The sequence below is a fragment of the Aliihoeflea sp. PC F10.4 genome (assembly GCF_054612275.1).
This window is the reverse complement of sequence record NZ_JBTSWH010000001.1, coordinates 13941-39381: the sequence shown is the minus strand read 5'-3', so window position 1 is coordinate 39381 and position 25441 is coordinate 13941. Positions and strand designations below refer to the sequence as shown.

Sequence of the window (25441 nt, the reverse complement as noted above, 5' to 3'; positions counted from 1 at the left end):
TCCTGTCAGAGTGCTTCGAAGAGAGCAGCAAGCCCCTGCCCGCCGCCCACGCACATGGTGGCGACCGCATATCGCGCGTTTCGTCGTCTGGCTTCCAGCATCAGATGGCCCGTCATGCGCGATCCGCTCATGCCGAACGGATGGCCGATCGAGATCGCGCCGCCGTTGACGTTGAGGCGATCGCCAGGAATTCCGAGCTTGTCGCGGCAGTAGAGAACCTGAACGGCGAAAGCTTCATTCAACTCCCACAGATCGATATCGGAAACCTTCAGCCCGTGCCGCTCGAGAAGCTTGGGAACCGCAAAGACCGGGCCGATGCCCATCTCGTCGGGCTCGCACCCGGCCGAGGCGAAGCCTCTGAAAATGCCCAGCGGAGCGATGCCCAACTTCTCGGCATGACCGCGTTCCATGAGAATGCAGGCAGACGCCCCATCCGACAACTGCGATGCGTTGCCGGCAGTAACGACCCCTCCATCGCCCATGACCGGCGCAAGGTTGGCAAGACCGTCATAGGTCGTCTCGGGGCGGTTGCCCTCGTCCTTCGTCAGCAATACGGACTCGTACCGCGTCTGCCCGGACTCCTTGTCGATGACGGCTTTCGTCGTTTCCAAAGGGACGATTTCGTCGTCGAACAGGCCCATCTCCTGCGCGGATGCGGTCCTGCGCTGGCTCTCGAGGCTGTAGGCGTCCTGCGCGTACCGATCGATGCCGTATCGTTTGGAAACGATCTCGGCGGTTTCGATCATCGGCGTGTGAAGATGCGGCACATGGTCTTCCAGCCATGGCTCTGCTTTGTTCGATCCGTTGGATTTGCGGGCCACAAGGCTTACGCTTTCCACGCCGCCGGCCGCTATAACGTCGCCCTCGCCGAGCATAATGCGCTGGGCTGCATGGGCGACGGCGTTAAGGCCAGAACCGCAATACCGGCTGACGACCGTTCCCGACACCGTAACCGGGAAGCCGGCGCGCAACGCGCTTTGCCGGCCGATATTGAACCCGGTCGCTCCTTCCGGATAGCCGCAGCCGATCACAACGTCTTCCAGCGTGCCGGCATCGATACCGGCACGCTCGACGGCGTGCGAAAGCGCATGCCCCATCATCGTTGCGCCATGTGTATTGTTGAACGCGCCGCGAAACGCCTTTCCTATCGGTGTTCGCGCCGTCGAAACGATGACCGCTTCACGCATTGCTCTCTCTCCCTTCGTCATAATCACTGAATGTCCTGCCGCTTTGAGCGAGTTCGACAAGCAGTTCGGCCGGCTCCCAGTAAATGCTCTCGTGCGCAAAGCCGCGAACCTTTTCCAGCACGGTGGGCAGTCCCATCCGGTCGGCCCAGTGCATCAGGCCACCATGCCGGGCGGGAAAGCCGTAGGCATGCACCCAGGCCAGGTCGATGTCGCTGGCGCGCTGAGCGATGCCCTCCTGCAAGATTTTCGCGGCTTCGTTGACTGCAATCAGGAAGCTGCGCTCGATGATCTCCTCATCGGATATCAGACGCCGTTCGATCCCCGCCTCGCTTGCGCTGCGTTCAACGAGTTCATCCACGACCGGATCGTGCAGCGGCTTGGGTGAACCTGTTTCGTACCGGTAATAGCCGGCACCTGAACGCTGTCCGAAACGGCCGATGGCGCAAAGGCGGTCATCGATCGTGCAGTAGCGGCCAGGCGGGTTGCGCATCTGGGGAAACTGGTTGCGAATCCGCCAACTGATCTCGAGACCGGAAAGATCCCGAACGCTGAATACACCCATCGGCATTCCGAAATCAGTCAGCGCCTTGTCTATGGCAGCCGGACTGCTTCCGTCTTCGAGAGCGAACTGGGCTTCGCGGATGTAGAGTGCGAAAGTCCGGTTGGCGATAAAGCCATGGCAGCCCCCCGCGACGACGACTTTCTTGCCGATCCGCGCCCCGATTTTCACGACGGTTTTGAGCACGGTCGGCGATGCTGCTTTCGTGCGCACGATCTCAAGCAGCTTCATAATGTTCGCGGGAGCGAAGAAATGCATCCCGATCACATATTCGCGCCGTTGCGGAACCGTATCCGCGATTTCGTCAAGGTTGAGATAGGACGAATTGGACGCCAGAATGGCGTCGGCCTTGCAGTGGCGATCGAGTTGCGCGAAGACCGCTTTCTTGACGTCCATATCCTCGAAAACGGCCTCGACGACGAGATCGACGCCGGCGATGTGCGCAAAATCGTCGACCGGCTCGATCAGCGCTTTCCGTTCGGCCGCCTGCGCGGCGGTCAGTCGTCCCTTGCCGAGTGCGGTATCGTAGTTCGCCGCGATGACGCGCACCGCACGAGCAAGTGCTTCGGGATTGGTGTCGAGAAGCCTGACCGGAAATCCGGCATCCGCAAAAGCAATGGCAATACCGCTTCCCATCGTCCCGGAGCCGATGACGGCAACCGAAGCGATCGGTAGCGTCGCGGTATCTCTATTTACGCCCGGAACAAGGCGGGCCTTGCGTTCCGCCCGGAACAGATGCCTCAGGGCGCGGCCTTCGTCGCTGGCCACGCATTCTTCGAAAACCCTGCGCTCATACCTGACGCCTTCGTCAACCGGCAGGAGCGCGGCCTTCTCGATGCATTCGAGGCTTTTCAGCGGCGCGTTCTGCCCCCGCGACTTCGCTGACAGGGACATGCGGGTCGTGGCGAAGAAAGCCGGATCGGGCGGGACGATATCACGGTTGCGCGCCAGAGGCAGTTTGCCGTCGGCCGCCGCCTTGACGGCGAACGCCAGAACGGCGTCGAAATCGTCCTTACCGACCAAACCGTCGACCAGACCCAGCGCAAAAGCGCGGTCGCCGCTTATCGGTCGTCCGGACGTGATCATTTCGGTTGCAGCCTCAAAACCGACAAGCCGGGGCAGGCGCTGCGTCGCCCCTGATCCGGGCGGCATCCCGAGCGTCACTTCGGGCTGGCCGAGCGCCGTGCCAGCATGCGCTACGCGGAAATGACAGGCCATGGCAAGTTCGAGGCCACCGCCGAGCGCCTGACTTTCAAGATAGGCGATGACGGGCTTTGAGCTGGCCTCGATGAGAGGGAAGATGTCGCGCATCGTCCGGCTCGAAGCGGGCCACGCCTTTTCGAGCGCCGAGATGTCCGCGCCGGCAAGCACACCGCCGTCGCCGTGCAACACGACAGCAGAGACGCCCGGATCATCCAGCAGGGCGGCGAGCTGACGGTATATGTCATCCGGCACACCGGGGCTCATGGCGTTAACGGGGGGATTCGATATGGAAACGACGCCGATGCCGTTTCGGGTCATGCTTCTTGCAAACGACAATTCGCCAACTCCCATCTGACTATATCGAGCCGGAGGAGAACCGTTCCCGGATCAACCTCTTGGCGACTTTTCCGGTGGGCGTATGCGGCAGGCTGTCGACGATGATGATGCGGTCCGGCACTTTCCACTTCTGGTCGAGCGCCTGCCGCATCGTTTCCTTGATCTCATCTTCCGTCGCCGAAAGCCCATTGCCGAGGCACACGAACGCTACCGGCCGCTCGATCCATTTGGGGTCCGGGACCGCCACCGCTGCGGCCTGCTCGACGGCAGGATGCCTCAATGCGGCCTGTTCGAGTTCGATGGAGCTGATCCATTCACCACCCGATTTGATGAGATCCTTGATCCGATCGACGATCTCCATGCGCCCATGCCGGTCGATCGTTGCCACGTCGCCGGTGCGAAACCAGCCATCACGGGTAAAACAGCTTTGACGTGAATCCGGGTCGCCGAAATATTCGCCAACTACCCAGTTTCCCCGCACGACGAGTTCGCCACTGGCGACGCCGTCCCGGGGCAGTTCGTTTTCATCTTCATCGACGATCTTCATCTGAAGTCCGAAGACGGCGCGGTTCTTCTTCCGGTTGCGCCAGTAAACTTCGCTTTCGCGATCCTCGGGCTGACCGACGACCTTATATCCAGCCGCACCCGTCGGCGATGTCTCGGTCATGCCCCAGCCAGGGATGAATTCCACGCCGTATTTTTCCTCGACTGTCCTGACCAGGCTGCGCGGCGTCGGTGCGCCGCCACAAGCAACGGCCTTCAGGCTGTGAAAATGAAGCTCGTTCTCGCTCACATATGCGAATATGCGCTCCAGAAGAGTTGGAACGCAGTACGCCAGGGTAACGGATTCCTTGTCGATCAGTTCGTAGCAGGAGATTGCGTCAAGCCGGGAACCCGGCAGAACGAGTTTGCTGCCGACCATCGGGCAGAGAAACGGATGTCCCCATGCGGTGACGTGGAACATCGATGCCATCGGCATGACACAGCTTTCATGGCGCTGCGGCTTCACGCCGCTCGCCAGATTGCCCATCGCGTGCAGAACCACCGAACGATGACTGTAGAGAACGCCCTTGGGCGCGCCCGTCGTGCCGGAAGTGAAGGAGAGAAACGCGGCGGAACGCTCGTCGAATGCCGGCCGGTCGTGATCTGCCGCCTGCCCTTTCAGCAGGTCATCGTAACAGGGAACCCCATCGATGGCCGAGCTGGAAAGCGCGATGATCGTTTCGACGGTATGGAACTCGCCACGCAAATCCGCGATGAGTTCCAGAAAATCGGGGTCGACGAAAAGCACGCGATCGCCCGCACGGTTTATCGTATCGACGATCTGCTCACGGGTGAAGCGCGGATTGATCGTGTGGCAGACCGCGCCGATAGCGGGAATGGCGTAAAACAGTTCGAAATGGCGAATCGTACTCCAGGCGACCGTGCCCACCCGGTCGCCTGCCTGGACACCCAGCTCGGCCAATGCGTTCGTCAGTCGACCAACCTGCTGGAACGCCTCGCTGTAAGTCTTCCGCTGTAAGGTGCCATCGGGCGCACGGTCCACGATCTCGCGATCGGGAAAGACGGTCGCCGCGTGTCTGAGGATGTCGAGCACATTGAGTTGCTCGACCATCATCGACCCTCGGATCGGATTTCCTCCCAAAGCACCCTCCAAATGCAAAAATATGTTTTGCATTTTGTATTTCGACGAAATCGATCCGTCAAGACATAGGAGGAGCCAAGCCATACGGGGTCTCGAAATAGCCGGCAAAGACCGGTTGGACACGAGACTATCGTCCGGTCCGGCAAATAGCTGGCGATCGAATTTGGCGATTGATACGATGCGCGCTACTGGCAGCTACGGTCGATTTTCATGACGACACAGACGTTCAGTAAAACGCCGGCGACGTGATCCACAAAATTTCGGTTTCGACGTCGTTGGCCCAAAACCGCATCATTCGGGTCGCTTCGAACGCGAACGAATCGCCCTCGCCAACGATCAGAACTTCACCGTCAAGTTCGAGGGCAAGCTCTCCCTGCAGGACGATGCCGGCCTTCGCACCCGTGTCCTGGTTGTAAGGCGCGTCGCCGGTCTTTCCATCGGGAGTGAGAACCATGCGCATCATCTGCAGGTCCGAAATGCTGTCCGGGGTCAGCATTTCCTTCAGCATCCCATTCTGCTTGTAAAAGAGTTTACGGCGCGCGTTCTTTCGGATCACATAGTTTGCCTCGACCGACGAGGGATCGGGCGAACTCGACGCGAACAACCAGTTCAGGTGCATATCGAGAGCATTGCATAGCGAGACGAGCTTATCGATCGACGGCATCGTGTTTCCGCGTTCGATATGGCTAAGCTGGGTAATCGAAATTCCGGTAGCGGACGCAAGTTGCGCAAGCGTCATGCGCTTTACCTTGCGTCGCAGCCGGATACGCATGCCGATCTCACGCACCGTCGCGTTGATCTCGTCGCTGTTTTGAGCCTCATCGGCAAGTTTGGCCACGGCTTCCTCTCGCATGAGTGCCATTCATATATTTCCGAAGCCGGATTTCCAATATCGACGCATCAGCCGCAGTCGTCATGAAGTCTAGACGCCGTCCTTTTCCACGATGACGAACGTCTTCGCGACATGTTCGACATTCCGCCATATACCCGCCCACCCACATGGAATGTAGCAAGCCTCGCCAGCGCCGATATCGAGCGTATATCCGTTCGCGCCTTCCATGCGCACCGCCCCGCGCTGCACGACGAACACCTCGTCATGCGGGTAGGAAGCGATCGACGCCGCACCGACTTCGCCCTCCCAGATTCCGTATCGGATGTTGGAAGAGGCCCCGGCCAACGTCGCAGACCAGCTCTGGGAGTTGGGAGCGCCATCGATCCTGATTTCCTCCGGCACGATTCTCCTGCCTGAAAAAGCGAGAGTGGAATCGGTCAGCAAAGTAGGATTCATGGTGGTCTCGGCGTTTGACATCGTAGCCTTCTGTCTGGGTTATTCGTTAATTGATTCAGCGGCGCGTGAACCTGTCGACCGCCCGCTTCCAGCCGATGGTTGCCGTTGCGCCGACCCGCCAGAAACGATGAAAACGAAACGGGTCGAGACCCTCGCGAACCGGAAGGTCGATCTGCGCGCTGCCGCCCGAGGCTATGCGCCCCGCGATCATGCGGCCGGCTGCGGTGGCGACGGCCACACCGCGACCATTATATCCGAACATGAGGTGCACGCCCGGCTCTGGGATAACGAGGTGAGGAAAATGGTCCTTGGTCACGGCGACTTGGCCGTACCATGCCCAGGGAAATGCAATCTTCTCGAGTTCGGGCCACAGCTTTCGCGCGTAGTCTATCAACGGCGCGTAGTCGGCTGGCGACTGGGCGTTGCGCTGGGGGCCGCGCCCTCCCATAAGAAGACGACCGCCATCGTCGACGCGATAGTAGACGACATCCCAGCCGAGTTCGAACAGGGCCGGCCGCGCAGGCATGATACGCGCTGCAATATCCGCAGGCAGCACGTCGCTCGCCACGATATAGCTGTAGATCGGGATGAGCGACTGGCGCATGTTCGGCCAAAGATCATCGGTGTAGCCATTCGTGCCAATGACGATTTCGCGCGCCGACACCTGGCCGTTCGGGGTCGACACGATCCAGCGTCCGTCGGCTTTCTTAAGGTTCAGAGCCGGACTGCGCGTGAAAATCCGTGCCCCCGCCTTTTGTGCCGCCAGCGCTAGACCGCGTGCAAAGCCGAGTGGGTTCACATGCCCGCCGGTGGGGTCGAACGCGCCGCCTCTATAAGCCGACGTGCCGGTCATGGTTTCGATGCGGCCCGCGTCCAGATAGGTGACCGGTCCGCCACGCGCCTGCGATTGACGCGCCAGTTCCTGGACGAGCCGATGCCCGTCATCGTCCTTTGCCGCCCTCACCGTTCCAGTGCGCGAAGGGGCGCAGTCGATCGCGTAACGTTCGATCAGTTCGAAGACGAGGTCCGGTGCTTCAGCCGCCATCGCATTCATGCGCCGGCCAAGGTCCGCGCCCCAGTGCGCCTCCACTTCGTCGGGCGATAGCTTGAGGCCTGGGTTGACCTGACCGCCATTGCGTCCCGAACAACCGTTGCCGACTTCCGCCTTCTCAAGGACCACGGCATCGACGCCTGCCGACGCGAGATGAAGGGCGGTCGAAAGACCGGTATAGCCCCCTCCGATCACCACCACATCGGCCATATGCGCGCCGTCGAGGGTCGAACTGACGACGAGTGGCTGTGCCGTTTCCTGGTAGAGAGGCTTTAGCATTTGAATGGTCTCCAGCACCCACCCGCGCCTACCGTGAACGAGAACCGCTCATGCGTTTGATGGAAAAACTACGCTGCTTCATTGCAGATAGGCCGATAATTTTCCAGCAAAATTTTTATCTTGCAAAAAAAAGTTCGATATTATTTTCTACCGATCAAGGCTCCGACGACCAGAAGGGCCAATCGCGACGGCTATGCTGGCCGTACGCTGCACACCGATGCTTCTGCCGCCTGCGCCTTCCTTCGGTCGGCTTTCCGCGGAACTGCAAGCACCAACAGAGGGAAAAGGAGTTGCAGATGAAAATGGGATTGGCATTGACGCTACTCGCGATGCAGACGGTATCGGCGATGGCACAGGGACCCGTGGCCGGTGAGGTTGCCGAAGGCTCGCTCGACGGTCAAAGCGTCACCTTCGTATCTTATGGTGGCATCTATCAGGACGGCCAACTTGCCGCCCTCGACGATTTTGTCGAAAAGTCCGGCGTTGAATTATATTCTGACGGGCCGACCGAACTGGCGAAAATCCAGGCACAGGTTCAGTCCGGCAATGTCATGTGGGATGTCGTAGATACCGGCGACACCCTTCCCTATGTACACTGCGGCACCATTTTCCAGAAACTGGATTTCAGCCGTCTGGACGTCTCCAAAATACCCGAAGGACAGGTCGGCGAGTGCAGCGTCCCTGCCATGAATTATGGCGTCGTTCTCGTCTACAAGAATGATGTCTATGGCGACAATCCGCCAAAAGGGTGGGCGGATTTTTTCGATACCGAGAATTTTCCAGGTACGCGCGCGATTCCTGGCTACGGCGATCCCGCGCCATATCTGATCGAGCTTGCATTGCTTAATGACGGCGTGGCTGCGGACGAGCTTTTTCCCGCCGACATCGATCGCGGGCTCGATAAGCTGCGTGGGATGCGCGACGACCTCATCTTGTGGACGACGGGCGCCCAGTCGCAGCAGATCATGGAAGCCGGAGAGGCGGATATGGCGATCGTCTGGTCGGGCAGAGGAATGGCAGCGCTCAAGAACGGCGCCAATTACACGCCGGTCTGGAACGACTGGGTGGTGGTCATGGACCAGCTGACAATTCCCGTAGGAGCGCCGAACGTCGACGCAGCCTACGCACTGATCAACGCCTATCTTGGCAAGGAACCACAGGAGATCCTGACCGAAAAGACCTCCTATTCGCCGATCAATCTCGATGCGAAACCGGAGGTGGACGCCCAGACCGCCGAATGGATGACGAATACGCCCGACCGGCAGGCATCGATGTATCGGATGAATTTGCAATACTGGGTCGAGCACAACACCGAACTCACGGAGAAGTGGGGCGCGTTCATCGCTGGCGGCTGAAACGTAGTCCGCCGCGCTTGATGTAAACCATTCGACTGAGGATCGGGCCTATGGCTGCGTTGAAAGCTCTGTCGCACCGATCCGAGATCGGGCGTCGTGTGAATGCCTGGCTTTTGGTGATGCCGGCCCTAGCCGTTCTGGCCGGCATCCTGCTCGTGCCGCTTCTGGTCGTTATCACCCAGAGCTTCACGATGCCTCAACCGGGGCTGCAGAACTATCGCTGGTTCTTCGGAACCGAGGTCAATCTCGTCGTTCTGCTGCGAACGTTCAAGATCGCTTTTCTGGTGACGATCTTCTCAGTCATCGTCGCCTATCCGTATGCGTTCGCAATGTCGGTGGCACAGCGCAAGCTACGTATCGTTCTCATCTTGTGCGTGCTGGTGCCGTTCTGGGTGTCGGGCATCGTGCGCACATTTGCCTGGGTGATACTGTTGCAAAATTCCGGGCCGATAAACCAGTTTCTGCAATGGGTCGGAATCGGGTCGGTACAGCTCATCCGCACGCAGCTTGGCGTGACGATCGGCATGGTCCAAATTCTCCTGCCTTTCATGATCATGCCGCTCTATTCAGTCATGCGCGGTGTGGATCTTCGATTGCTCACCGCCGCCGGCAGCCTGGGCGCTACTCCGTTCCGGTCGTTCTGGCAGATCTATCTGCCCCTGACGCTACCCGGCGTATATGCCGGCGCGACGATCGTTTTCATTCTTTCGCTTGGCTTTTACATCACCCCTCTGCTGCTCGGTGGCCCCAGCAGCACGATGCTGTCGACCCTCATCCAGCAGCAGGTGCTCTCGCTCCTTTCGTGGGGTCAGGGCGGGGCGATGAGCGTGGTTCTTCTCGTCGCGACCTTCTTGGTCCTGATAGCCGCAGCCCCGTTCATGAAGCGCAGCTACACAGTCTCGGGGAGCGGCAAATGAAGAGCAAGATGGGCCGCGTTCTGCTCGGTCTCGCCTGCATCCTGATAGCGCTCTGGCTCATCGCGCCGACGCTCGTCATCATTCCGATCTCATTCGCCGACAGGCAATCGCTCGCCTTCCCGCCGGCCGGATATTCTCTGCAATGGTACGAGAACATCTTCACGAGCCGAAACTGGTCGAGAAGCTTGATGACGTCCATCCAGCTTGCCGGCATCGTTGCCGTAGTCGCGACGATTATAGGCACGATGGCGGCTTTGGGCCTCGAGCGCCTGGGATCGCGCGCCAGTGGCCTGCTGCGCCTGATCATCATGACGCCGATCATCGTTCCGGGTGTCGTTCTGGCCGTCGGCATATATGCCGTCTACCTCGATGCGCATCTGGTCGGCACGTGGACGGGTTACGTATTGGCGCACACCTTACTGGCGCTGCCGTTCGTGGTCATAGCGGTGGGGGCGAGCCTGTCGGTGTTCGACAGGCGGCTCGAACTGGCGGCCGCCAGTCTTGGCGCAACCCGCCTGTCGGTCTTTTTCACCGTCACCATGCCGCTGATCATGCCCGGGATTCTTTCGGGCATGCTGTTCGCGTTCGTGACCTCTTTCGACGAAGTCATCGTCGCGCTGTTCATCACCAGCCCGCGCCTGACGACAGTGCCGGTCCAGATCTACAGCGCCATGACCAGAGAGTCGGACCCGACCGTTGCCGCGTTGGGAACCCTGACCTTTGCGGCGACCACTTTGATAATCGGCGCCGGCCTGCTGATCGGCTCTTCCAGGAGACGGAAATGATGGATCAACCGAAGGTGGCCGGTTCGGCGATACGGATCGACAATGTCAGCAAGACATACGGCACGTTCGTCGCATTGAAAGATGTCTCGCTCGACATCCGTCCCGGCGAATTCATGTCCTTTCTCGGGCCGTCCGGATCCGGCAAGACCACGACGCTCAACATGATCGCCGGGTTTACGGACAACGATCAGGGCTCGATCCAGATGGGAGAGCGAGCACTCGACAAGGTGCCGGCGCACAAACGCAATATCGGTGTGGTGTTCCAGCATTATGCGCTTTTTCCGCACATGACGGTGGCCGCCAACGTCGCCTATCCTCTGAGACAGAGGTCTGTCCCAAGGCGCGAGCGCGATCTCGCGGTGACCGAGGTTCTGAAAAAGGTCAAACTGGATGCCTTTTCGCATCGTTATCCCAGCGAATTGTCGGGCGGGCAGCAGCAGCGGGTAGCGCTTGCCAGAGCCATGGTCTTCGCACCTTCGGTCCTGCTCATGGATGAACCGCTTGGCGCGCTCGACAAGAAGCTGCGCGAGACCCTTCAGCTTGAAATCAAGCGGATCCACCGGGAACTGGGCAGCACATTCGTCTATGTGACCCACGATCAGGAAGAGGCTCTCGTCCTTTCCGACCGCATTGCGGTGTTCAACAAGGGACGGATCGAGCAGGTGGGAACGGGACGCGATCTTTACGAGCGTCCCGAAACGTTGTTCGTCGGCAAGTTCATAGGCGAAAGTTCCGTTTTGCGTGGGCCTTGCCAGGTCAAGGACGGTCGCGCGCGGATGACTGTCTGCGGCCATGAGATTCTGAGTGACATGTGCCCGGCGAACGAGGGTCCGCATGCACTTCTGCTTCGTCCCGAAGACGTCACGGTCAAGCCGATCGGGTCGACCGAAACCGCGTTTGACAACATTTTAAAAGGGCGTGTGCGCGAGCTCATCTATGTGGGCTCTGCCACCAAATTCGAAATCGTGCTGGCAGACGGCACGGTCATGCTGGCGCGCGGTCGATCGCAAGATTCCGGCATTGCCCATGGCGACGAGGTCGAAATCTGCTGGTCCGCCTCCTCCGGCAGCATCCTGCGCGACGAGGCGGATGCCTGACGCTGGCCGTAACGGCGGGATCACGGTTGTCAAAGGTTGAGCGATGGTTTCGGGAATGGTGATGACACAAGATTTCGATGCGATTATCGTCGGCGGCGGCCACAACGGATTGACCTGCGCGCATTATCTGGCAGCGGGCGGGCTTCGGGTTCTGGTACTCGAACGGCGTCACATCGTCGGCGGAGCCGCCGTTACCGAAGAGTTCTATCCGGGCTTCAAGAACTCCACCCTTTCCTACGTCGTCACGCTGTTGCACCCGCAAGTCGTCGCGGATCTGGAACTCGAACGTCATGGCCTGAAAATCCTGAAAGCGCGGGGCGAGCGCATTTACGCCGACCTCGAAGGCGACCCACTGTGCCTGACGGCCGATCAGGCCGAGAACGATCTGGAACTGGATCGTCGGGCCAAGGGCGACGCGAAAGCATATGGCGAGCTTCAATCCGCCTTGATGGAGGTCGCTTCGGTCGTCCGGCCGATGCTGACGAAGCTTCCGGTCAACCACGCCGGAGGCTTTGGCGAGGCTTTGCGCGCTGTGGGCATGGCCAGTGGCATGAGAGGCCTGTCAGGTCGCGGTCGTTCGATGCTTCTGCGGATGTTTTCGTCGAGTGTCGGCGATCTGCTCAACGATTTCCTGGAAGGAGAGCGGATCAAGGGTGCGCTCGGATACAGTTCGGCGATCGGTAATTTCCAAGGGCCGTTCACTCCCGGCACTGCCTTCATCATGATGTATTTTGCAATGGGAAAGCTCGAGCCGCGTTGGCCGGCGGGAATTCCCGAAGGAGGCATGGGTGCCGTCACCCAGGCCATGGCCCGGTCGGCCGTGGCCAAGGGCGTCGTGATCAAGGTTTCGTCACCTGTGCGAAACATCATCGTGGAGCACCACAAGGCGGTCGGCGTCGTACTTGAGAATGGAACGGTGTATCGCGCCAAAACGGTGGTCGGCAATCTGGCGCCCACGACGATGTTCGCCGACATGGTCGATGAGGCCGAACTGCCTGCCGATTTCGTCCGGCATATGAAAAACTTCCGGTGCCGCTCCGGCGTCGTGCGCATGAATGTCGCCTTGTCCGCGCTGCCGAACTTTAGGGGAATTGCGGGTGGCATGAAAGCGCGCTTCGAAGGAGCGTCGGTCTGCCTGAGCCCCACGCTCGAATATCTCGACAACGCCTATGACGACGCAAAGCGTCTCGGCTGGTCGAGAAAGCCCGTCATCGAGATGGCGTTCGAATCGACGGTCGATCCGACCCTTTGCCCGCCCGGCACGCATGTTGCTCACATGATGGTTCAGCAGTGCAATCCCGACCTTCCCGACGGTATGGATTGGGACGATCAAAAGGACAAGTTGGCCGACCTCGCGATCCAGACGATCGATGACGCCGCGCCGGGTTTCAAGGCAAGCGTCATCGGCCGCAAAGTGCTGTCGCCGAAGGATCTCGAACAGGAATACGGGCTGCCGGGCGGTGACGTCTATCACGGCACCCTCGGCCTCGACCAACTTTACTCGCAGCGACCCGCGACAGGTTATGCGAACTACCGTTCGCCTGTGCGCAATCTCTACATGTGCGGATCGGGCACCCATCCCGGCGGCGGCGTCTCCGGTATTCCAGGACGCAATGCGGCCCATGAAATACTCAAGGACTTCCGCAGGAAAGCGGTCTGAAACCATCGACAATCATTCGAGGGGAAACACATGAACACCGATCAGTTCTACATCGATGGAAAATGGGTCAAGTCGATGCGACCCCAAATGCTCGATGTCATCAACCCTGCGACCGAAGACGTCGTAGCGCAGGTCGCCGCCGGTAGTGCATCGGACGTAGATGTCGCCGTCGCCGCGGCGCGCGCTGCATTCAAGCATTTCGCTCGAACGTCCGTCGAGGAACGCATCGCATTGCTCACGCGCATCGTCGAAGCGTATGAGGCGCGGGCCGAAGATATTGCGCAGGCCATCTCCCGGGAAATGGGCGCACCCATAACCTTTGCGCGTCAGTCTCAGGTTGCTGCCGGCAAAGCGCATCTGCTTACGGTCATCGACGCCCTGAAGGCATTCAGCTTTGCCAAGGACCGGGGAGCAACCCGGATCGTGCGCGAGGCGATCGGTGTCGCGGCTTTGATCACACCATGGAACTGGCCGCTCAACCAGATCGCGACGAAAGTCGGCCCCGCGCTCGCCGCAGGTTGCACGATGGTTCTGAAACCAAGCGAGATCGCACCGCTGAGCGCCCTCATCTTCGCAGAGGTTATGGACGCGGCCGGCACGCCACCGGGAGTCTTCAACCTCGTGAACGGCACCGGGCCGGAAGTCGGCCACGCGCTTGCGACCCATCCGGACATAGCAATCGTGTCTCTGACAGGTTCGACACGGGCGGGCATAGCGGTCTCAAAGGCCGGTGCCGACACGGTGAAGCGCGTGTCGCTTGAACTGGGAGGCAAATCCCCGAACATCATCTTCGATGATGTCGACTTCGACACCGTCGTCGCTGGAGGGGTACGCTCCGTGTTCGGCAATTCCGGCCAGTCATGCGACGCACCAACCAGAATGCTGGTCCCGCGGCATCTGGAAGAAAGGGCGATCCAGATTGCCGCGCAGGTGGCCGGTGCGACTGCGGTCGGAGACCCGTCCCTTCCCCAAACGGGCATCGGGCCGGTCGTTTCGAAGGTGCAGTACGAGAAGATCCAGACTCTTATCGAGGCCGGCATCGAAGAGGGTGCGGCGCTGGTGGCCGGCGGTCCCGGCAGGCCCGAAGGCTTCGATCGGGGATATTTCGTGCGGCCTACGGTGTTCGGCAGGGTCGATCCAGACATGCGCGTCGCACGCGAGGAAATATTCGGTCCCGTCCTTTGCATCATTCCCTTCGATGACGAAGCGGATGCGGTGCGGATCGCCAATGACAGTATCTATGGCTTGGCCGCTTACGTGCACAGCGCCGACATGGAGCGTGCGCGCCGCGTCGCGTCGCTTCTGGAAGCCGGCCAGGTCATGGTCAACGACCCCGACTGGGACCTTTGGGCTCCCTTCGGTGGCTACAAGCAGTCCGGCAACGGACGGGAATATGCCGATTACGGCATGGAAGAATTTCTGGAAACCAAGGCCATTGTCGGCTTTGCGGCGTGATGATCGTTCCAACCAAATGAAAGGAACTGGCATGAAACGTTTCTCGGTATTGAATCTGAGCCTCGCGCTCGCGTTGAGCGCAGGTGCGTTCCTGCCTTCGGCGGCATTCTCGCAAGACGCTCCGCAAGCCGGCGTCGTCGAACCGGATTCGCTGGCGGGCACGCCTTTGACCTATGTCTCGTGGGGTGCCCACTATCAGGAAGTTCAGATGCAGGCGCTCGAGAAGTTCGGCGAAGTGACCGGCGCGGAAATCTACGGCGATGGGCCGACCGAAATGGCCAAGGTCCAGGCGCAGGTCGAAAGCGGCAATGTCCAGTGGGATGTCGTGAACATTCCCTTCGTCCAGGCCCAACAGAATTGCGGAAGCCTGTTCCAGCCTCTGGATCGTGCCATCATTGATGACAGCAAGGTGCCGGCAGGAACCAGTTTCGAGTGCAGCGTCCCCTCCGACCTTTTCGCGCTCGTCCTTTTGTACAACCCGGAAACGTATGGCGACAATCCGCCCAAGGGATGGCACGACTTCTTTGATGTCGAGAATTTTCCCGGAACACGAGCCACGTCCGGCATCTCCAATGGCCCCGGACTCGGTATCCTCGAACAGTTATTGATTGCCGATGGCGTCGCCGAACAGGATGTCTATCCGCTCGATGTGGCGCGCGCCATCGACAAACTGCGCAGCATGCGTGAGCATTTTATTTTCTGGCGGACAGGTGCTGAATCCCAGCAGCTCGTCGAGTCCAAGGAAGCCGACATGATCGCCATCTGGAACGGCAGCGCGCTCGACGCCGCCCGAAACGGTTCGAACTACATACCGGTGTGGCAGGGCTGGCTGCCTTCGACGGACGGGCTGGCGGTTCCGGTTGGCGTCAAGAACCCCGAAGCTTCGTTCATGCTCGTCAATTACATGCTGGGCGCTGAAGCTCAAAAGCTGATGGCCGAAGGAACCGGTTACTCTCCCGTCAACTCCGATGTGAAGGAACTGGATGTCGACGACCTGACCGCATCGTGGATGCTGACGTCCGAGGAAAAGCTTGCACAGATGTACAAGCCGAACATGGACGAATATCTGAAAGCATACGAGACGCTCATGGAGCAGTGGGCAAGCTTCCTTTCCGGAAGCTAGGGTCAAGCCCTGGCCGACACCGTGCGACGGCACGAAGCAGGCGCAGCGGACCACGATCCTCAGGATCGCCACTGCGCCTGCCGGGACAACGATCCAAGGTCCGACAGACCATGCCTCCAGTGTCGGCTTCGCCGGCGCTGGAGTGCTTTGCCTTCGATCAGACCGTTTCTATTGGCGTGCCGGACGCGTATTGCGCCGCCTTTTCTCTCAGCCAGGCAGGCGACATTTCGGGAACCGAGTCCAGAAGCTTCTCGGTATAGGGTTGATGCGGAGGCGCAAGCAGGTCGTCGCGCGTTCCACTTTCGACGACTTTCCCGTGTTGCATCACGACGACATGGTCGGCGATAGCACGCACGACCTCCAGATCATGCGTGATGAACAAATAAGACACGCCTGTCTGCTTTTGCAATTCATCCAGCATTTTCAGGATTTCGGCCTGCACCACCTTGTCGAGCGCAGACGTTATCTCGTCGCACACGATAAGTTCCGGATCGGCGGCCAGCGCGCGCGCAATGGCGACACGCTGTTTTTGTCCGCCAGACAACTGGCCCGGCAAACGATCGATATATTCGGGACCGAGTTCGACCTTACGCAAAAGCTCCAGTATGCGGCGCCGTTTTGCATCTCCGCGCATCCCATGCAGAAGCTTCAATGGCCGGCCCACGATCTTGCGAACCGTATGCCGCGGATTGAGCGCTGTGTCGGCGGACTGGTAGATTATCTGAATTTGCTGGAGCGCCTTTTTGGAACGCTCGGCAACTGTCGGCGCCATCTCGACGCCATCGAAAATGACGCTGCCGCCCGACGGATCCTTCAGTCCGGTGATCACGCGCCCAAGTGTCGACTTGCCCGAGCCGGACTCGCCGACGACAGCCACGGTTTGCCCTCGCTTGACTTCCAGGTCGATGTCCTTGAGCACATGAAAGGCGTGATAGCTGGCATTGACGCCTTTCAGCGTCAAAAGCTCTCGTTCGCCGGCCTTCATCGGCATCTGGATGGACCGCACCGACCACAGGGACTTCGTATAATCGTCTTTCGGCGCATTCAGGATCGCATCGATCGGCTCGTTTTCCACAACCTCCCCGTACCGCAGGACCGCGACACGGTCCGCCAGTTGCGAGACGACCGCCAGATCGTGCGAGATATAGATTGCTGCGACACCGAACATCTCTATGGCGCGACGAATGGATAGAAGAACATCGACCTGCGTGGTCACATCGAGCGCGGTCGTCGGCTCGTCGAAGACGATCACGTCCGGGCGGCAGATCATGGCCATGGCGGTCATGGCACGCTGCAACTGTCCGCCGGAGACCTGATGCGGAAACCTGTCGCCGAACGACACCGGGTCCGGCAAGCTCATCGCCCTGAACAATTCGATGGCAAACTCTCGCGCCTGTGTCGGTGATTGACCACCGCGTTCCACAGCCGCCTCCACGACCTGGCTGATCAAACGCTTTGCCGGATTGAAGGAGGCGGCCGCACTTTGGGCGACATATGCGATCCTGCAGCCGCGGAATTGACGGCGTTTGGCTTCGCTCATCGCCAGCAGATCATGTCCGTCGAAAAGAACCTGACCGCTTACCGCACGGCATCCGGCCCTCAAAAATCCCAACGCGGCAAGCCCTATCGTGGATTTTCCTGCGCCCGACTCTCCGACAACGCCAATGACCTCGCCTCGATTGAGGTCAAGGTTTACATCCTTGACGATGCGCGACCATTCCCGCCGCGCTTTTGCTTCGATCGTCAGGTCGCGAATGGAGAGGACCTGTTCCGTCTTTTCAGTCATTGGCGTCCAGTCCGCTTGCGCGTTTCAGCATCCAGTCTGCGATGAAGTTGACGCCGAGGGTAAGGAAGGCGATGGCGGCCGCCGGAATGAGCGGAGTGACGTCGCCCATATTGATCAGCGCTGCGTTCTCGCGAACCATGGAGCCCCACTCGGCGGTCGGCGGCTGGATACCCAGCCCCAGGAAGGACAGCGCCGCGATGGCCAGAAACACGAAGCAGAACCGCATTCCCAATTCACAGATGAGAACGGGCATCACATTGGGCAGGATCTCGTGGACGATCTTCCAGGTCATCCCTTCCCCGCGCGCCGTCGCGGCCTCCACATAGTCGAGAGTCGCGACGTTCAGCGCGGACGCGCGCGCGATGCGAAATATCCGCGTGGAACTCAGCACGGCGATGACAATAATAAGATTGGGAATGGAGGAACCCAGGATCGCCAGCAACATCAAGATGAAGACGAGATCGGGAATCGCCATGATCGCGTCAACGATGCGGCTAAGCAACTGGTCGACGATCCCGCCTGCCATCGCAGAAAGAATGCCGAAAAACGCGCCTATGCAAAAGGCGATGAGAGTGGTGGCGAGCGCTACGGATATCGAGTTGCGGGCACCGAACACGAGGCGACTGAAGAAATCGCGCCCAAGTTGGTCGGTTCCAAGAAGATGTTCGCTGCTCCAGGGAGCATAGGGGATCGAGGAGACGATGTCATACTCGCCATAGGGTGCGATCCAAGGCGCAAGCAGCGCCACGAACGCGTAGGCCGTGACGACGACGATGCCGAACAATGCGCTGGCGGGCATCTGGCGAAGACCGTACCAAAGCCTGTCCGTGACCGATACCTTGTCGCTGGCGGCCGGTGTTACGTTTTCCATGGTCATCTCGGATGCAAAAGGCGCGGGTTGCTGGCGATTGCAACGACGTCCGCAAGAAGGTTCAGCAGGATGTATGTCAGCGCGAAAATCACCGCACATGCCTGAATGACGGGAATATCGCGGTTGGTCACGGCATCGACCATCATCTGTCCGATACCCGGATAGACGAACACGACCTCGACGACGACGACGCCGGAAATCAGATAAGCGAGATTGATCGCCACGACGCTCGCGATCGGCCCGATCGCGTTCGGCAGCGCATGGCGAAAGACGACACGCGCTTCGGACTCGCCCTTGAGGCGCGCCATTTCGACATATGGGCTCGCCATCACCGCAAGGATCGCAGCGCGCGTATTGCGCATCATATGAGCCAGAACCACGAGAACGAGCGTCAGAACCGGAAGCACCATTCGATAGAGCTGTTCGCCGAGGTCCATCCCTCCACGAATTCCCGCCAGCGAAGGCAGCAGTTGCAACTTGACCGCAAACACGACCATCAGCACGTAGGCGATGAAGAACTCGGGAAAGGATATGGACGCAAGCGAACCCGTGCTGAGGACGCGATCCACGATCCGTCCTCGATAAAGCGCGCATACGATTCCAAGGACGAGCGCTGTCGGGACTGCGATCAGCGCCGTCAAGCCGGCAAGGAAGAGCGTGTTGATCAGTCGCGGCTTGATGACGTCGATCACGGGTCTTGAGGAAAATGACATGCCGAGGTCGCCGCTCGCCATGCCTTGCAGCCAATCGAGATATCGCACCGGCCAGGGACGGTTGAGGCCGAGGCGATCCTGAAGCGCCGCTACCGCATCCGGCGTCGCGTTCTGACCGAGAATGACCGACGCGAAATCGCCAGGCAGCAGGCTGACCGATGAAAAGATGATCAGAGAGACGATCAGAAGGCTGATCAGTCCCAGTCCCAACCTCTTCACGATCATGGAGAACAAGGGTCTGTCCGAGAGCTTCATGACATCCTCAATCCTCTTCCGGACAGGCGTCCAGAATAGCGGCGTTCCGGGCTTTCAGAAAGGGCGTAACGGAGCTTACGCCCTATTGCGTCATCCACCAGCGCTCCGTCATGCGCATATTGTCCATCGGTGTGATTCCGCCGACTTCGCCGTACTGCAGCTTGTTGGAGACCGCGTTTCTGTAATTGGCGAACGCCACGAGTATCATACCGCCATCGTCGTGAATGAGTTGCTGCATTTCGCCATATTGCTCGGCGCGTACCGCAGGGTCGGTCTCCGCCTTCGCGGCGGCGAGCAAGTCGTCGAAGCGCGCATTCGACCAGCCGGTGTTGTTCCATGCGCCATCGCTGGCGAAGACGGTCGAGAACAGCCAGTCGCATGTCGCCCTGCCATACCATTCGACGCCATGGAAAGGCTTCTTGCGCCACACGTTTTCCCAGTAACCGTCATTGGCTTCGCGAACGACGTTGATGTTGATGCCGGCAGCGGCCGCATGTTCCTTGAAAAGAACAGCCGCATCGACGGCGCCGGGAAATGCGACCTCGGAAACAGACAGGTCGACGTTCAGGGAGTCCAGCCCGGCCTTGGCCAGATGTTCCTTCGCCTTTGCCACATCGTAGGCATAGCGAGGCGTCGGGTCCCGGTAATATTCCATGATCTCGGCCACCGGCTGATCGTTGCCGCTCTTGGCATCGCCCAGATAGACCTTTCGAATGACGTCTTCTCGATCGAGGGCGTATTTCAGCGCCATCCGCGCATCAAGATTATCGAACGGCGCGATCGACGCGTTCATGTCGAAGCTGAAGTGGCGAAGGCTTGGGATGCGCTGCACCTTGGCCAGCCCGCTCCGTTCGACGAGCGGGACGTTGCGTACGTCCACATCGCTGATCATTTCGACCTCGCCGGTCAAAAGCGCGTTCAATCTGGCGGTCGCGTCCGGAATGCCAATGAACTCGACCTCGTCGAGATAAGGCTTGTTGTTCTTGTGGTAGTTGGGGTTGCGCTTGAGGCGGATAGCGATACCGGGTTCGAAATTCTCGAGTGTGAACGAACCCGTGCCGACGCCGCGTTGCCAGTCTATGCCGTTCCCGTCCTCGCGAGCGGGGAAGATCGAGAGGTGATAGTCTGCCAGAAGATAGGGCAGATCGGCGTTGCCGGCGTGGAGCGTCAACACGATCTTGTCGGAGCCATCGACGGCAACGTCTTCAATCTGTGAAACGATCGCCTTTGCGCCCGATGTCGATCCCTCTCCCATGTGATGGAGGAGCGACTGCCGGACATCTTCGGGCGTCAGCGACTTGCCGTCGTGAAAGGTAATGCCGTTGCGGATCTGAAGGACCCAGCGCTTGGCCCCATCGGAAGGCTCCCAGCTCTCGGCAAGGTCGCCGGCTAACGACCCATCCGGCAATATCTCTGTCAGATTGTTGCACAACGAACCGTTGAACGCTGCGCCCGTGAATGCCGTCGCCCAGGAACCGGGGTCCATGGTGTCGTTCTGAGAGGCACTTTGCAGGCCGAACCGCGCGAAGCCGCCGCGTTGCGGTTCGGCTGCCTGGGCAAACGCTCCAGCCGGCAGTCCAGCCGCGCCGGCAGCAAGCAACACCGAAGTGCGGATCATGAATTGTCGGCGCGAAATCGTTCCTTCTTTCGCTGCCTGGCTGAGGATGGAAAGCTTTTCATTCAACTCGATGCGAGACATGACTTCCTCCTGTTTTGACGACCAAGTTCCTGATTATGTTTTCTCGTTGAACAGATACTCGTGCGCGTTTGCGTAAAGCCATCGATCCTTCGTTTCCTGATCGATGCCCAATTCGTCGATTTCGTTCAGCGCACTTTCGACCGACATCATCGGAAAGCCGGAGCCGAATATGATCCGATGTTTCAGGATCGTTCGCCCGTATTGCAAAAGCGGCTCGTAGCCGGAGTGCTGGATTCCAAGGAGCTTGGGCCGGATGAATACCATTCCGATCCAAAGATTGGGGTGCTTCCAGGCGACGCCGAGCAATTCGTGAACCCACGGCCAACCGGGTGGCCCGGCGCAAACACGCAGTTCGGGAAAATGCACCAGAACTTCGTCGAGCAGCATCGGTCGGCCATAGGCCATGTTGCTGGACTGCGAGAAGTTGATGCCGCAATGAATGTTGACCGGCACGCCCAGTTCGATGCACTTGGCGTAAAGCGGATAGAGAAGCTTGTCGTTGATGGCCAGCTTGTGCTCGAAGCCCTGAATGTTCAGCCCCTTCAGGCCAAGCTCCTTGACCGCGTACTCGAACTCGCGCACGGCGGACATCCCCTTGTGCGGATCGACGCCGGCCATACCGATGTAGCGGGGTCCGTGCTGCTTGCAGAATTCCGCCACGTCCTCGTTGGAGATCTTGCTGCCGAAAGTGGATTCGAGGTCTCTGGCCTTGATGACGACATGCGACGCATTGAGCCGATCGTATTCGGCCAGATAGGTTTCGAGCTTGGCGCCTTCGCCGTCTGCGTCATAGACGCTGGAATAGACGCGATTGTAGTTGGTCAGGTGGCCGGATTTGATCGTCATCTCCGGCAAGGGCGGCTTGCTCGTGAAATCGATCAGCATCTGTCGCCGCGCGTTCCCTTCCATGCTCAAAGCCTCCCCCCATTCTTCAGTTGTTTGAAAACCGGGCTCCTTGAGCCTGCGTCGCGCAAAACCTCACGCGCCGCATTGTGGCCAGGAACCCCGGTCACGCCCCCACCGGGATGAACGGCGGAGCCGCAAAGATAGAGGTTCGCGATCGGCGTCCGGTAGTCGGCATAAGCGGGCACCGGCCGACGAAAGAAGGTCTGATCGATGGTCATGTCTCCATGGTGGACGTGACCGTTCGGTAGATCGAACCGCTCCTCCAGATCGATCGGCATTAAAACCTCGGCATGTTCGACATTGCTCGAAAAGCCGGGCGCATGGCGGTCGATGGTTGTAAGAACTGTGTCCAGTACGATCTTGCGAGCCGCATCGCGGTCCTCGACGTCATAGGGAGCATGGCCGCCCATGATGCTCATGACATGCTTGCCGGATGGTGCGAGCGTATCGTCATAAAGGCTGGGGGCCATGATCGTCAGGAAGGGAGCACTCGACATGCGGCCTTCCCGATAATCTTGATGCGCCTTTTCCAGATAGGCCGTCGATGTGCCCATGCGCACCATGCCTGGATGCGCGAAACCGGCATGTTCCGACGAAAAAGCGGTGTAATGCGGAAGCGCCTTGACTGCCAGGTGAACCTTGAACAGCGAGGACTGAGTACGGATATTGGCGACGTCGCGACGGAACTCGGTCGACAAGGCGCTCTCCGGCGCAAGACGCAGGAACGTGGTCTTGGCGTTTGCGTTGGAAATCACCCGGCGTGCTTCGATCACTTCGCCTGTCGTCAGCCGCACCCCCGTCGCGCGACCCTTGTCGACGATGATTTCCTCGACCGTACAGCCTGTGCGCGTCTTGAGACCGAAATGCGCTCCTGACCTGGCGATCGCGTTGGAGATGCTTCCCATCCCTCCTCGCACGAACCCGCTAGGGCCGGCTTTCGTCGTGTTGTCGCGCAAAAGGGGACGCAACAGGGAGAACGCCGTGGCCGGCATTTTCATGGTCCGGTTTGTCCCGCCGCCGGTCACGTAGTAGCCGATGGCCGCGATGACCTCGTCGCTCTCAAACCATTTGGTGAGATAGTCGTAACCGCTCATCGTCAACACGTCGAAAACGTCGTAGAAGACCTTGCGATGCTTGAGCTGCCGCATCAGCAGGCCTGACGTCTTGCGCAATCCCGCAGGTGAGATGTCCGTGATGTCGATCGGGGTTTCCCAGATGATGTCCCGTACGACCTGTGTCATTCTTTCCAGGTGATCGAGAAACCGAGGGTAGGCTTTCGCGTCTTTCTCCGAGAACCGGGCGAACTCGCCGCACAGCGCATCGACATTCGGCCACATGATCATGGAGTGCCCGTCGTCGAAGGGTACGAATGTCGGGTCGGGACGCAGTACCTCGAGCCCGTTTGCCAGCAGATCGAGATCCAGAATGATCTTTGGCTGCAAAAGCGACATCAGGTAGGAAGCCGTCGAGACCTTGAAGCCTGGCCAGGTTTCTTCGGTAACGCATGCCCCGCCGATGATCTCCCGGCGTTCCAGCGCGAGCACGCTAAGCCCGGCCTTGGCGAGATAAGCGCCACACACGAGTCCGTTGTGCCCTGCCCCGATGATCACGACATCATGCATGCAGCTTTCCTCCATCTGCCGCCCGCCGATCGAAGATCGCGCCAACGGGCGACCGGTTCTCGTCCACAAGCATATGCTTGGCGATCTTGCCGGAACCGGTTTTCGGAATGTCGATACATGTTTCGAAAAAGCGCGGAACCTTGAACGCCGCGAGATTTGCAACGCAATGATCGATCAGGGTGTCGAGGTTTTGCCGGCTTCCGGTCGCGCCGGCCTGCCAAACGATGATCGCCTTGATTTCCTCGCCGCGCACGTCGTCCTTCACCGGCACCGCGGCAGCTTCCCTGACCAGCGGATGCGAGGTCAAAACCGCCTCGACTTCACGGGCGGCGATGTTCTCCCCGCTGCGGCGAATGGTATCCTTCACGCGTCCGACGATGTAGAAATACCCGCGCTCGTCCTGCCGGAACAGATCTCCCGTTCGGAACCATTCGCCGTAGAAGGCCGCAGCAGTCGCTTCCGGATTGTTGTAATAGCCTTGGAGAATGCCCGGTCCGCGCACGATGAGTTCGCCGACCGTACCGGTCGCCACATCGTTTCCGTGTTCGTCGACGACCCGGCATTCGCGAAATGAACACGGTATGCCGCAAGAGCCCGAACCCACCATCTCGGTCGCCTCGATGGGCACATAGAGGGTCGGCCCCAGTTCGGTCATGCCGAAGCATTCGCGTGCGCACAGGTCGAAGCGCTCTTCCAGTTCCGCGTGGACATGCGTCGGCACGCCATAGACGTTCGACCGGATGATGGCATTTTCCCGGTCCTCTTCGCTGGCCGGCTGCTTCAGGACGAGCGTCGGCAAAAGGCAAAATTCGATCTGATGTTCGCGCAACCATCCGATGAAGCGCGACGCGCTTTGACGCCGTTCCACGATCAGTGTGGCGCGTTGATAAAAGGACATCAGCAGCAGCCACTGCGGGTCCATGTAATAGAAGGGCGTAGATGCGAAGATGCGTTCATAACGACGCCCGTCGCGAAAGGCGTTCACCTTGCCAGCACTCAGCCAGTAGCGCTGCGACAGCATGCACCCTTTCGGGAAGCCGGTGGTGCCCGACGTGTACTGGATATTGAGCAGGTCTTCATGGCCGACATCCGGCAGCTTCAGACCGGTTGAATCCGTTTCGCACAGCGTTTGAAAGTCGTGATATTCGGCATGTGGCTCGGAGGATACCACGACGACATTTTCCCGCCCGAGGGCCGTAGCGCCTCCCGCGATCGCCGGTTCCACGACGGGAAGGCAATCGGGCTCCGTGATGATGAAGACGGCGTCGCTGTTGCCGGCAATATATTCGACTTCACGCTGACTGTACCCGTTGTTGACCGGCACCATGACAGCGCCGAGCACGCCAAGAGCGAGCCAGGCAAGCGGCATCGCCGACGTGTTCGACAGCATAACGGCGACATGTGTGCCCTTGCCTATACCGATCGACTGCAAGCCGGCGGCCAGGCTCCATACGGCCGGCTGCAAATCCTTGTATGACATGCGCTCTGCGCTGGCGGCGAAGTGCCAGGCGAGCCGGTCGCCGCCGTCCGCGGAAGCCTGCCGCACGAGATCGGCGATGTTCCTGGGAAGCGACGCCGCCTCAATGGTGGCTCGTCGCTCATCGTGCGACGGCACCTGCGCAAGCGCCACACGTTGCCTCTTGGCAGGC

20 protein-coding genes are annotated in these 25441 nt (G+C 59.7%); 7 read left to right on the top strand and 13 right to left on the bottom strand.

The window, feature by feature from the left end; genetic code table 11:
- Positions 1–5: 5 nt before the first annotated feature.
- The 6 genes from ACX82Z_RS00170 to ACX82Z_RS00145 form a co-directional block, all read right to left on the bottom strand.
- Positions 6–1187: an acetyl-CoA C-acyltransferase gene (locus ACX82Z_RS00170; RefSeq protein WP_459586137.1), complete on the bottom strand. Its 1182-nt coding sequence runs from the start codon at positions 1185–1187 to the stop codon at positions 6–8.
- On the bottom strand, positions 1180–3267 hold the full coding sequence (locus tag ACX82Z_RS00165) for a 3-hydroxyacyl-CoA dehydrogenase NAD-binding domain-containing protein (RefSeq protein WP_459586136.1): 2088 nt from the start codon (positions 3265–3267) through the stop codon (positions 1180–1182). The genes ACX82Z_RS00170 and ACX82Z_RS00165 overlap by 8 nt, the downstream gene beginning before the upstream one ends.
- A gap of 37 nt (positions 3268–3304) precedes the next feature.
- Entirely contained in the window at positions 3305–4903 is a 1599-nt protein-coding gene (locus tag ACX82Z_RS00160) for a long-chain-fatty-acid--CoA ligase (protein WP_459586135.1), read from the bottom strand.
- 253 nt (positions 4904–5156) lie between these two features.
- Positions 5157–5792, bottom strand: coding sequence for a helix-turn-helix domain-containing protein (locus ACX82Z_RS00155; RefSeq protein WP_459586134.1), 636 nt, complete (start codon positions 5790–5792; stop codon positions 5157–5159).
- Between the two features lie 60 nt (positions 5793–5852).
- Positions 5853–6218 (bottom strand): cupin domain-containing protein, encoded by a 366-nt coding sequence (locus ACX82Z_RS00150; RefSeq protein ID WP_459586133.1) that lies wholly within the window; start codon positions 6216–6218, stop codon positions 5853–5855.
- Between the two features lie 55 nt (positions 6219–6273).
- The gene (locus ACX82Z_RS00145) at positions 6274–7548 is read right to left on the bottom strand and encodes an NAD(P)/FAD-dependent oxidoreductase (protein ID WP_459586132.1); all 1275 of its coding nucleotides are present in this window, start codon (positions 7546–7548) and stop codon (positions 6274–6276) included.
- A 296-nt stretch (positions 7549–7844) separates the two neighbouring features.
- Between ACX82Z_RS00145 and ACX82Z_RS00140 the strand changes: the two genes are divergently transcribed.
- The 7 genes from ACX82Z_RS00140 to ACX82Z_RS00110 all read left to right on the top strand — a co-directional run bounded on the left by ACX82Z_RS00140 (position 7845) and on the right by ACX82Z_RS00110 (position 15940).
- Entirely contained in the window at positions 7845–8903 is a 1059-nt protein-coding gene (locus ACX82Z_RS00140) for an extracellular solute-binding protein (protein WP_459586131.1), read from the top strand.
- A 50-nt stretch (positions 8904–8953) separates the two neighbouring features.
- Positions 8954–9820, top strand: coding sequence for an ABC transporter permease (locus ACX82Z_RS00135; protein WP_459586130.1), 867 nt, complete (start codon positions 8954–8956; stop codon positions 9818–9820).
- Positions 9817–10605 (top strand): ABC transporter permease, encoded by a 789-nt coding sequence (locus tag ACX82Z_RS00130; protein WP_459586129.1) that lies wholly within the window; start codon positions 9817–9819, stop codon positions 10603–10605. Before ACX82Z_RS00135 ends, ACX82Z_RS00130 begins: the two co-directional genes overlap by 4 nt.
- Entirely contained in the window at positions 10602–11702 is a 1101-nt protein-coding gene (locus ACX82Z_RS00125) for an ABC transporter ATP-binding protein (RefSeq protein ID WP_459586128.1), read from the top strand. The genes ACX82Z_RS00130 and ACX82Z_RS00125 overlap by 4 nt, the downstream gene beginning before the upstream one ends.
- A gap of 61 nt (positions 11703–11763) precedes the next feature.
- Entirely contained in the window at positions 11764–13362 is a 1599-nt protein-coding gene (locus tag ACX82Z_RS00120; protein ID WP_459586127.1) for a phytoene desaturase family protein, read from the top strand.
- Between the two features lie 30 nt (positions 13363–13392).
- Positions 13393–14817, top strand: a complete 1425-nt coding sequence (locus ACX82Z_RS00115) for an aldehyde dehydrogenase family protein (protein WP_459586126.1) — start codon at positions 13393–13395, stop codon at positions 14815–14817.
- The gene (locus ACX82Z_RS00110; RefSeq protein WP_459591198.1) at positions 14756–15940 is read left to right on the top strand and encodes an extracellular solute-binding protein; all 1185 of its coding nucleotides are present in this window, start codon (positions 14756–14758) and stop codon (positions 15938–15940) included. Before ACX82Z_RS00115 ends, ACX82Z_RS00110 begins: the two co-directional genes overlap by 62 nt.
- Before the next feature lie 157 nt (positions 15941–16097).
- On the opposite strand, the gene ACX82Z_RS00105 is transcribed toward ACX82Z_RS00110, so the two are convergent.
- From ACX82Z_RS00105 to ACX82Z_RS00075, 7 genes are all read right to left on the bottom strand, one after another.
- Positions 16098–17726: an ABC transporter ATP-binding protein gene (locus ACX82Z_RS00105; protein WP_459586125.1), complete on the bottom strand. Its 1629-nt coding sequence runs from the start codon at positions 17724–17726 to the stop codon at positions 16098–16100.
- Positions 17719–18597 carry an ABC transporter permease gene (locus ACX82Z_RS00100; protein WP_459586124.1) on the bottom strand — a complete coding sequence of 293 codons (879 nt, stop codon included), beginning with the start codon at positions 18595–18597 and terminating at the stop codon, positions 17719–17721. The genes ACX82Z_RS00105 and ACX82Z_RS00100 overlap by 8 nt, the downstream gene beginning before the upstream one ends.
- 2 nt (positions 18598–18599) lie before the next feature.
- On the bottom strand, positions 18600–19565 hold the full coding sequence (locus ACX82Z_RS00095) for an ABC transporter permease (RefSeq protein WP_459586123.1): 966 nt from the start codon (positions 19563–19565) through the stop codon (positions 18600–18602).
- An 82-nt stretch (positions 19566–19647) separates the two neighbouring features.
- Positions 19648–21264, bottom strand: coding sequence for an ABC transporter substrate-binding protein (locus ACX82Z_RS00090; RefSeq protein WP_459586122.1), 1617 nt, complete (start codon positions 21262–21264; stop codon positions 19648–19650).
- 33 nt (positions 21265–21297) lie between these two features.
- The gene (locus ACX82Z_RS00085; protein ID WP_459586121.1) at positions 21298–22173 is read right to left on the bottom strand and encodes an amidohydrolase family protein; all 876 of its coding nucleotides are present in this window, start codon (positions 22171–22173) and stop codon (positions 21298–21300) included.
- 2 nt (positions 22174–22175) lie between these two features.
- The gene (locus tag ACX82Z_RS00080; protein WP_459586120.1) at positions 22176–23792 is read right to left on the bottom strand and encodes a phytoene desaturase family protein; all 1617 of its coding nucleotides are present in this window, start codon (positions 23790–23792) and stop codon (positions 22176–22178) included.
- Positions 23785–25422 carry a class I adenylate-forming enzyme family protein gene (locus ACX82Z_RS00075; RefSeq protein WP_459586119.1) on the bottom strand — a complete coding sequence of 546 codons (1638 nt, stop codon included), beginning with the start codon at positions 25420–25422 and terminating at the stop codon, positions 23785–23787. Before ACX82Z_RS00075 ends, ACX82Z_RS00080 begins: the two co-directional genes overlap by 8 nt.
- Positions 25423–25441: the final 19 nt, after the last annotated feature.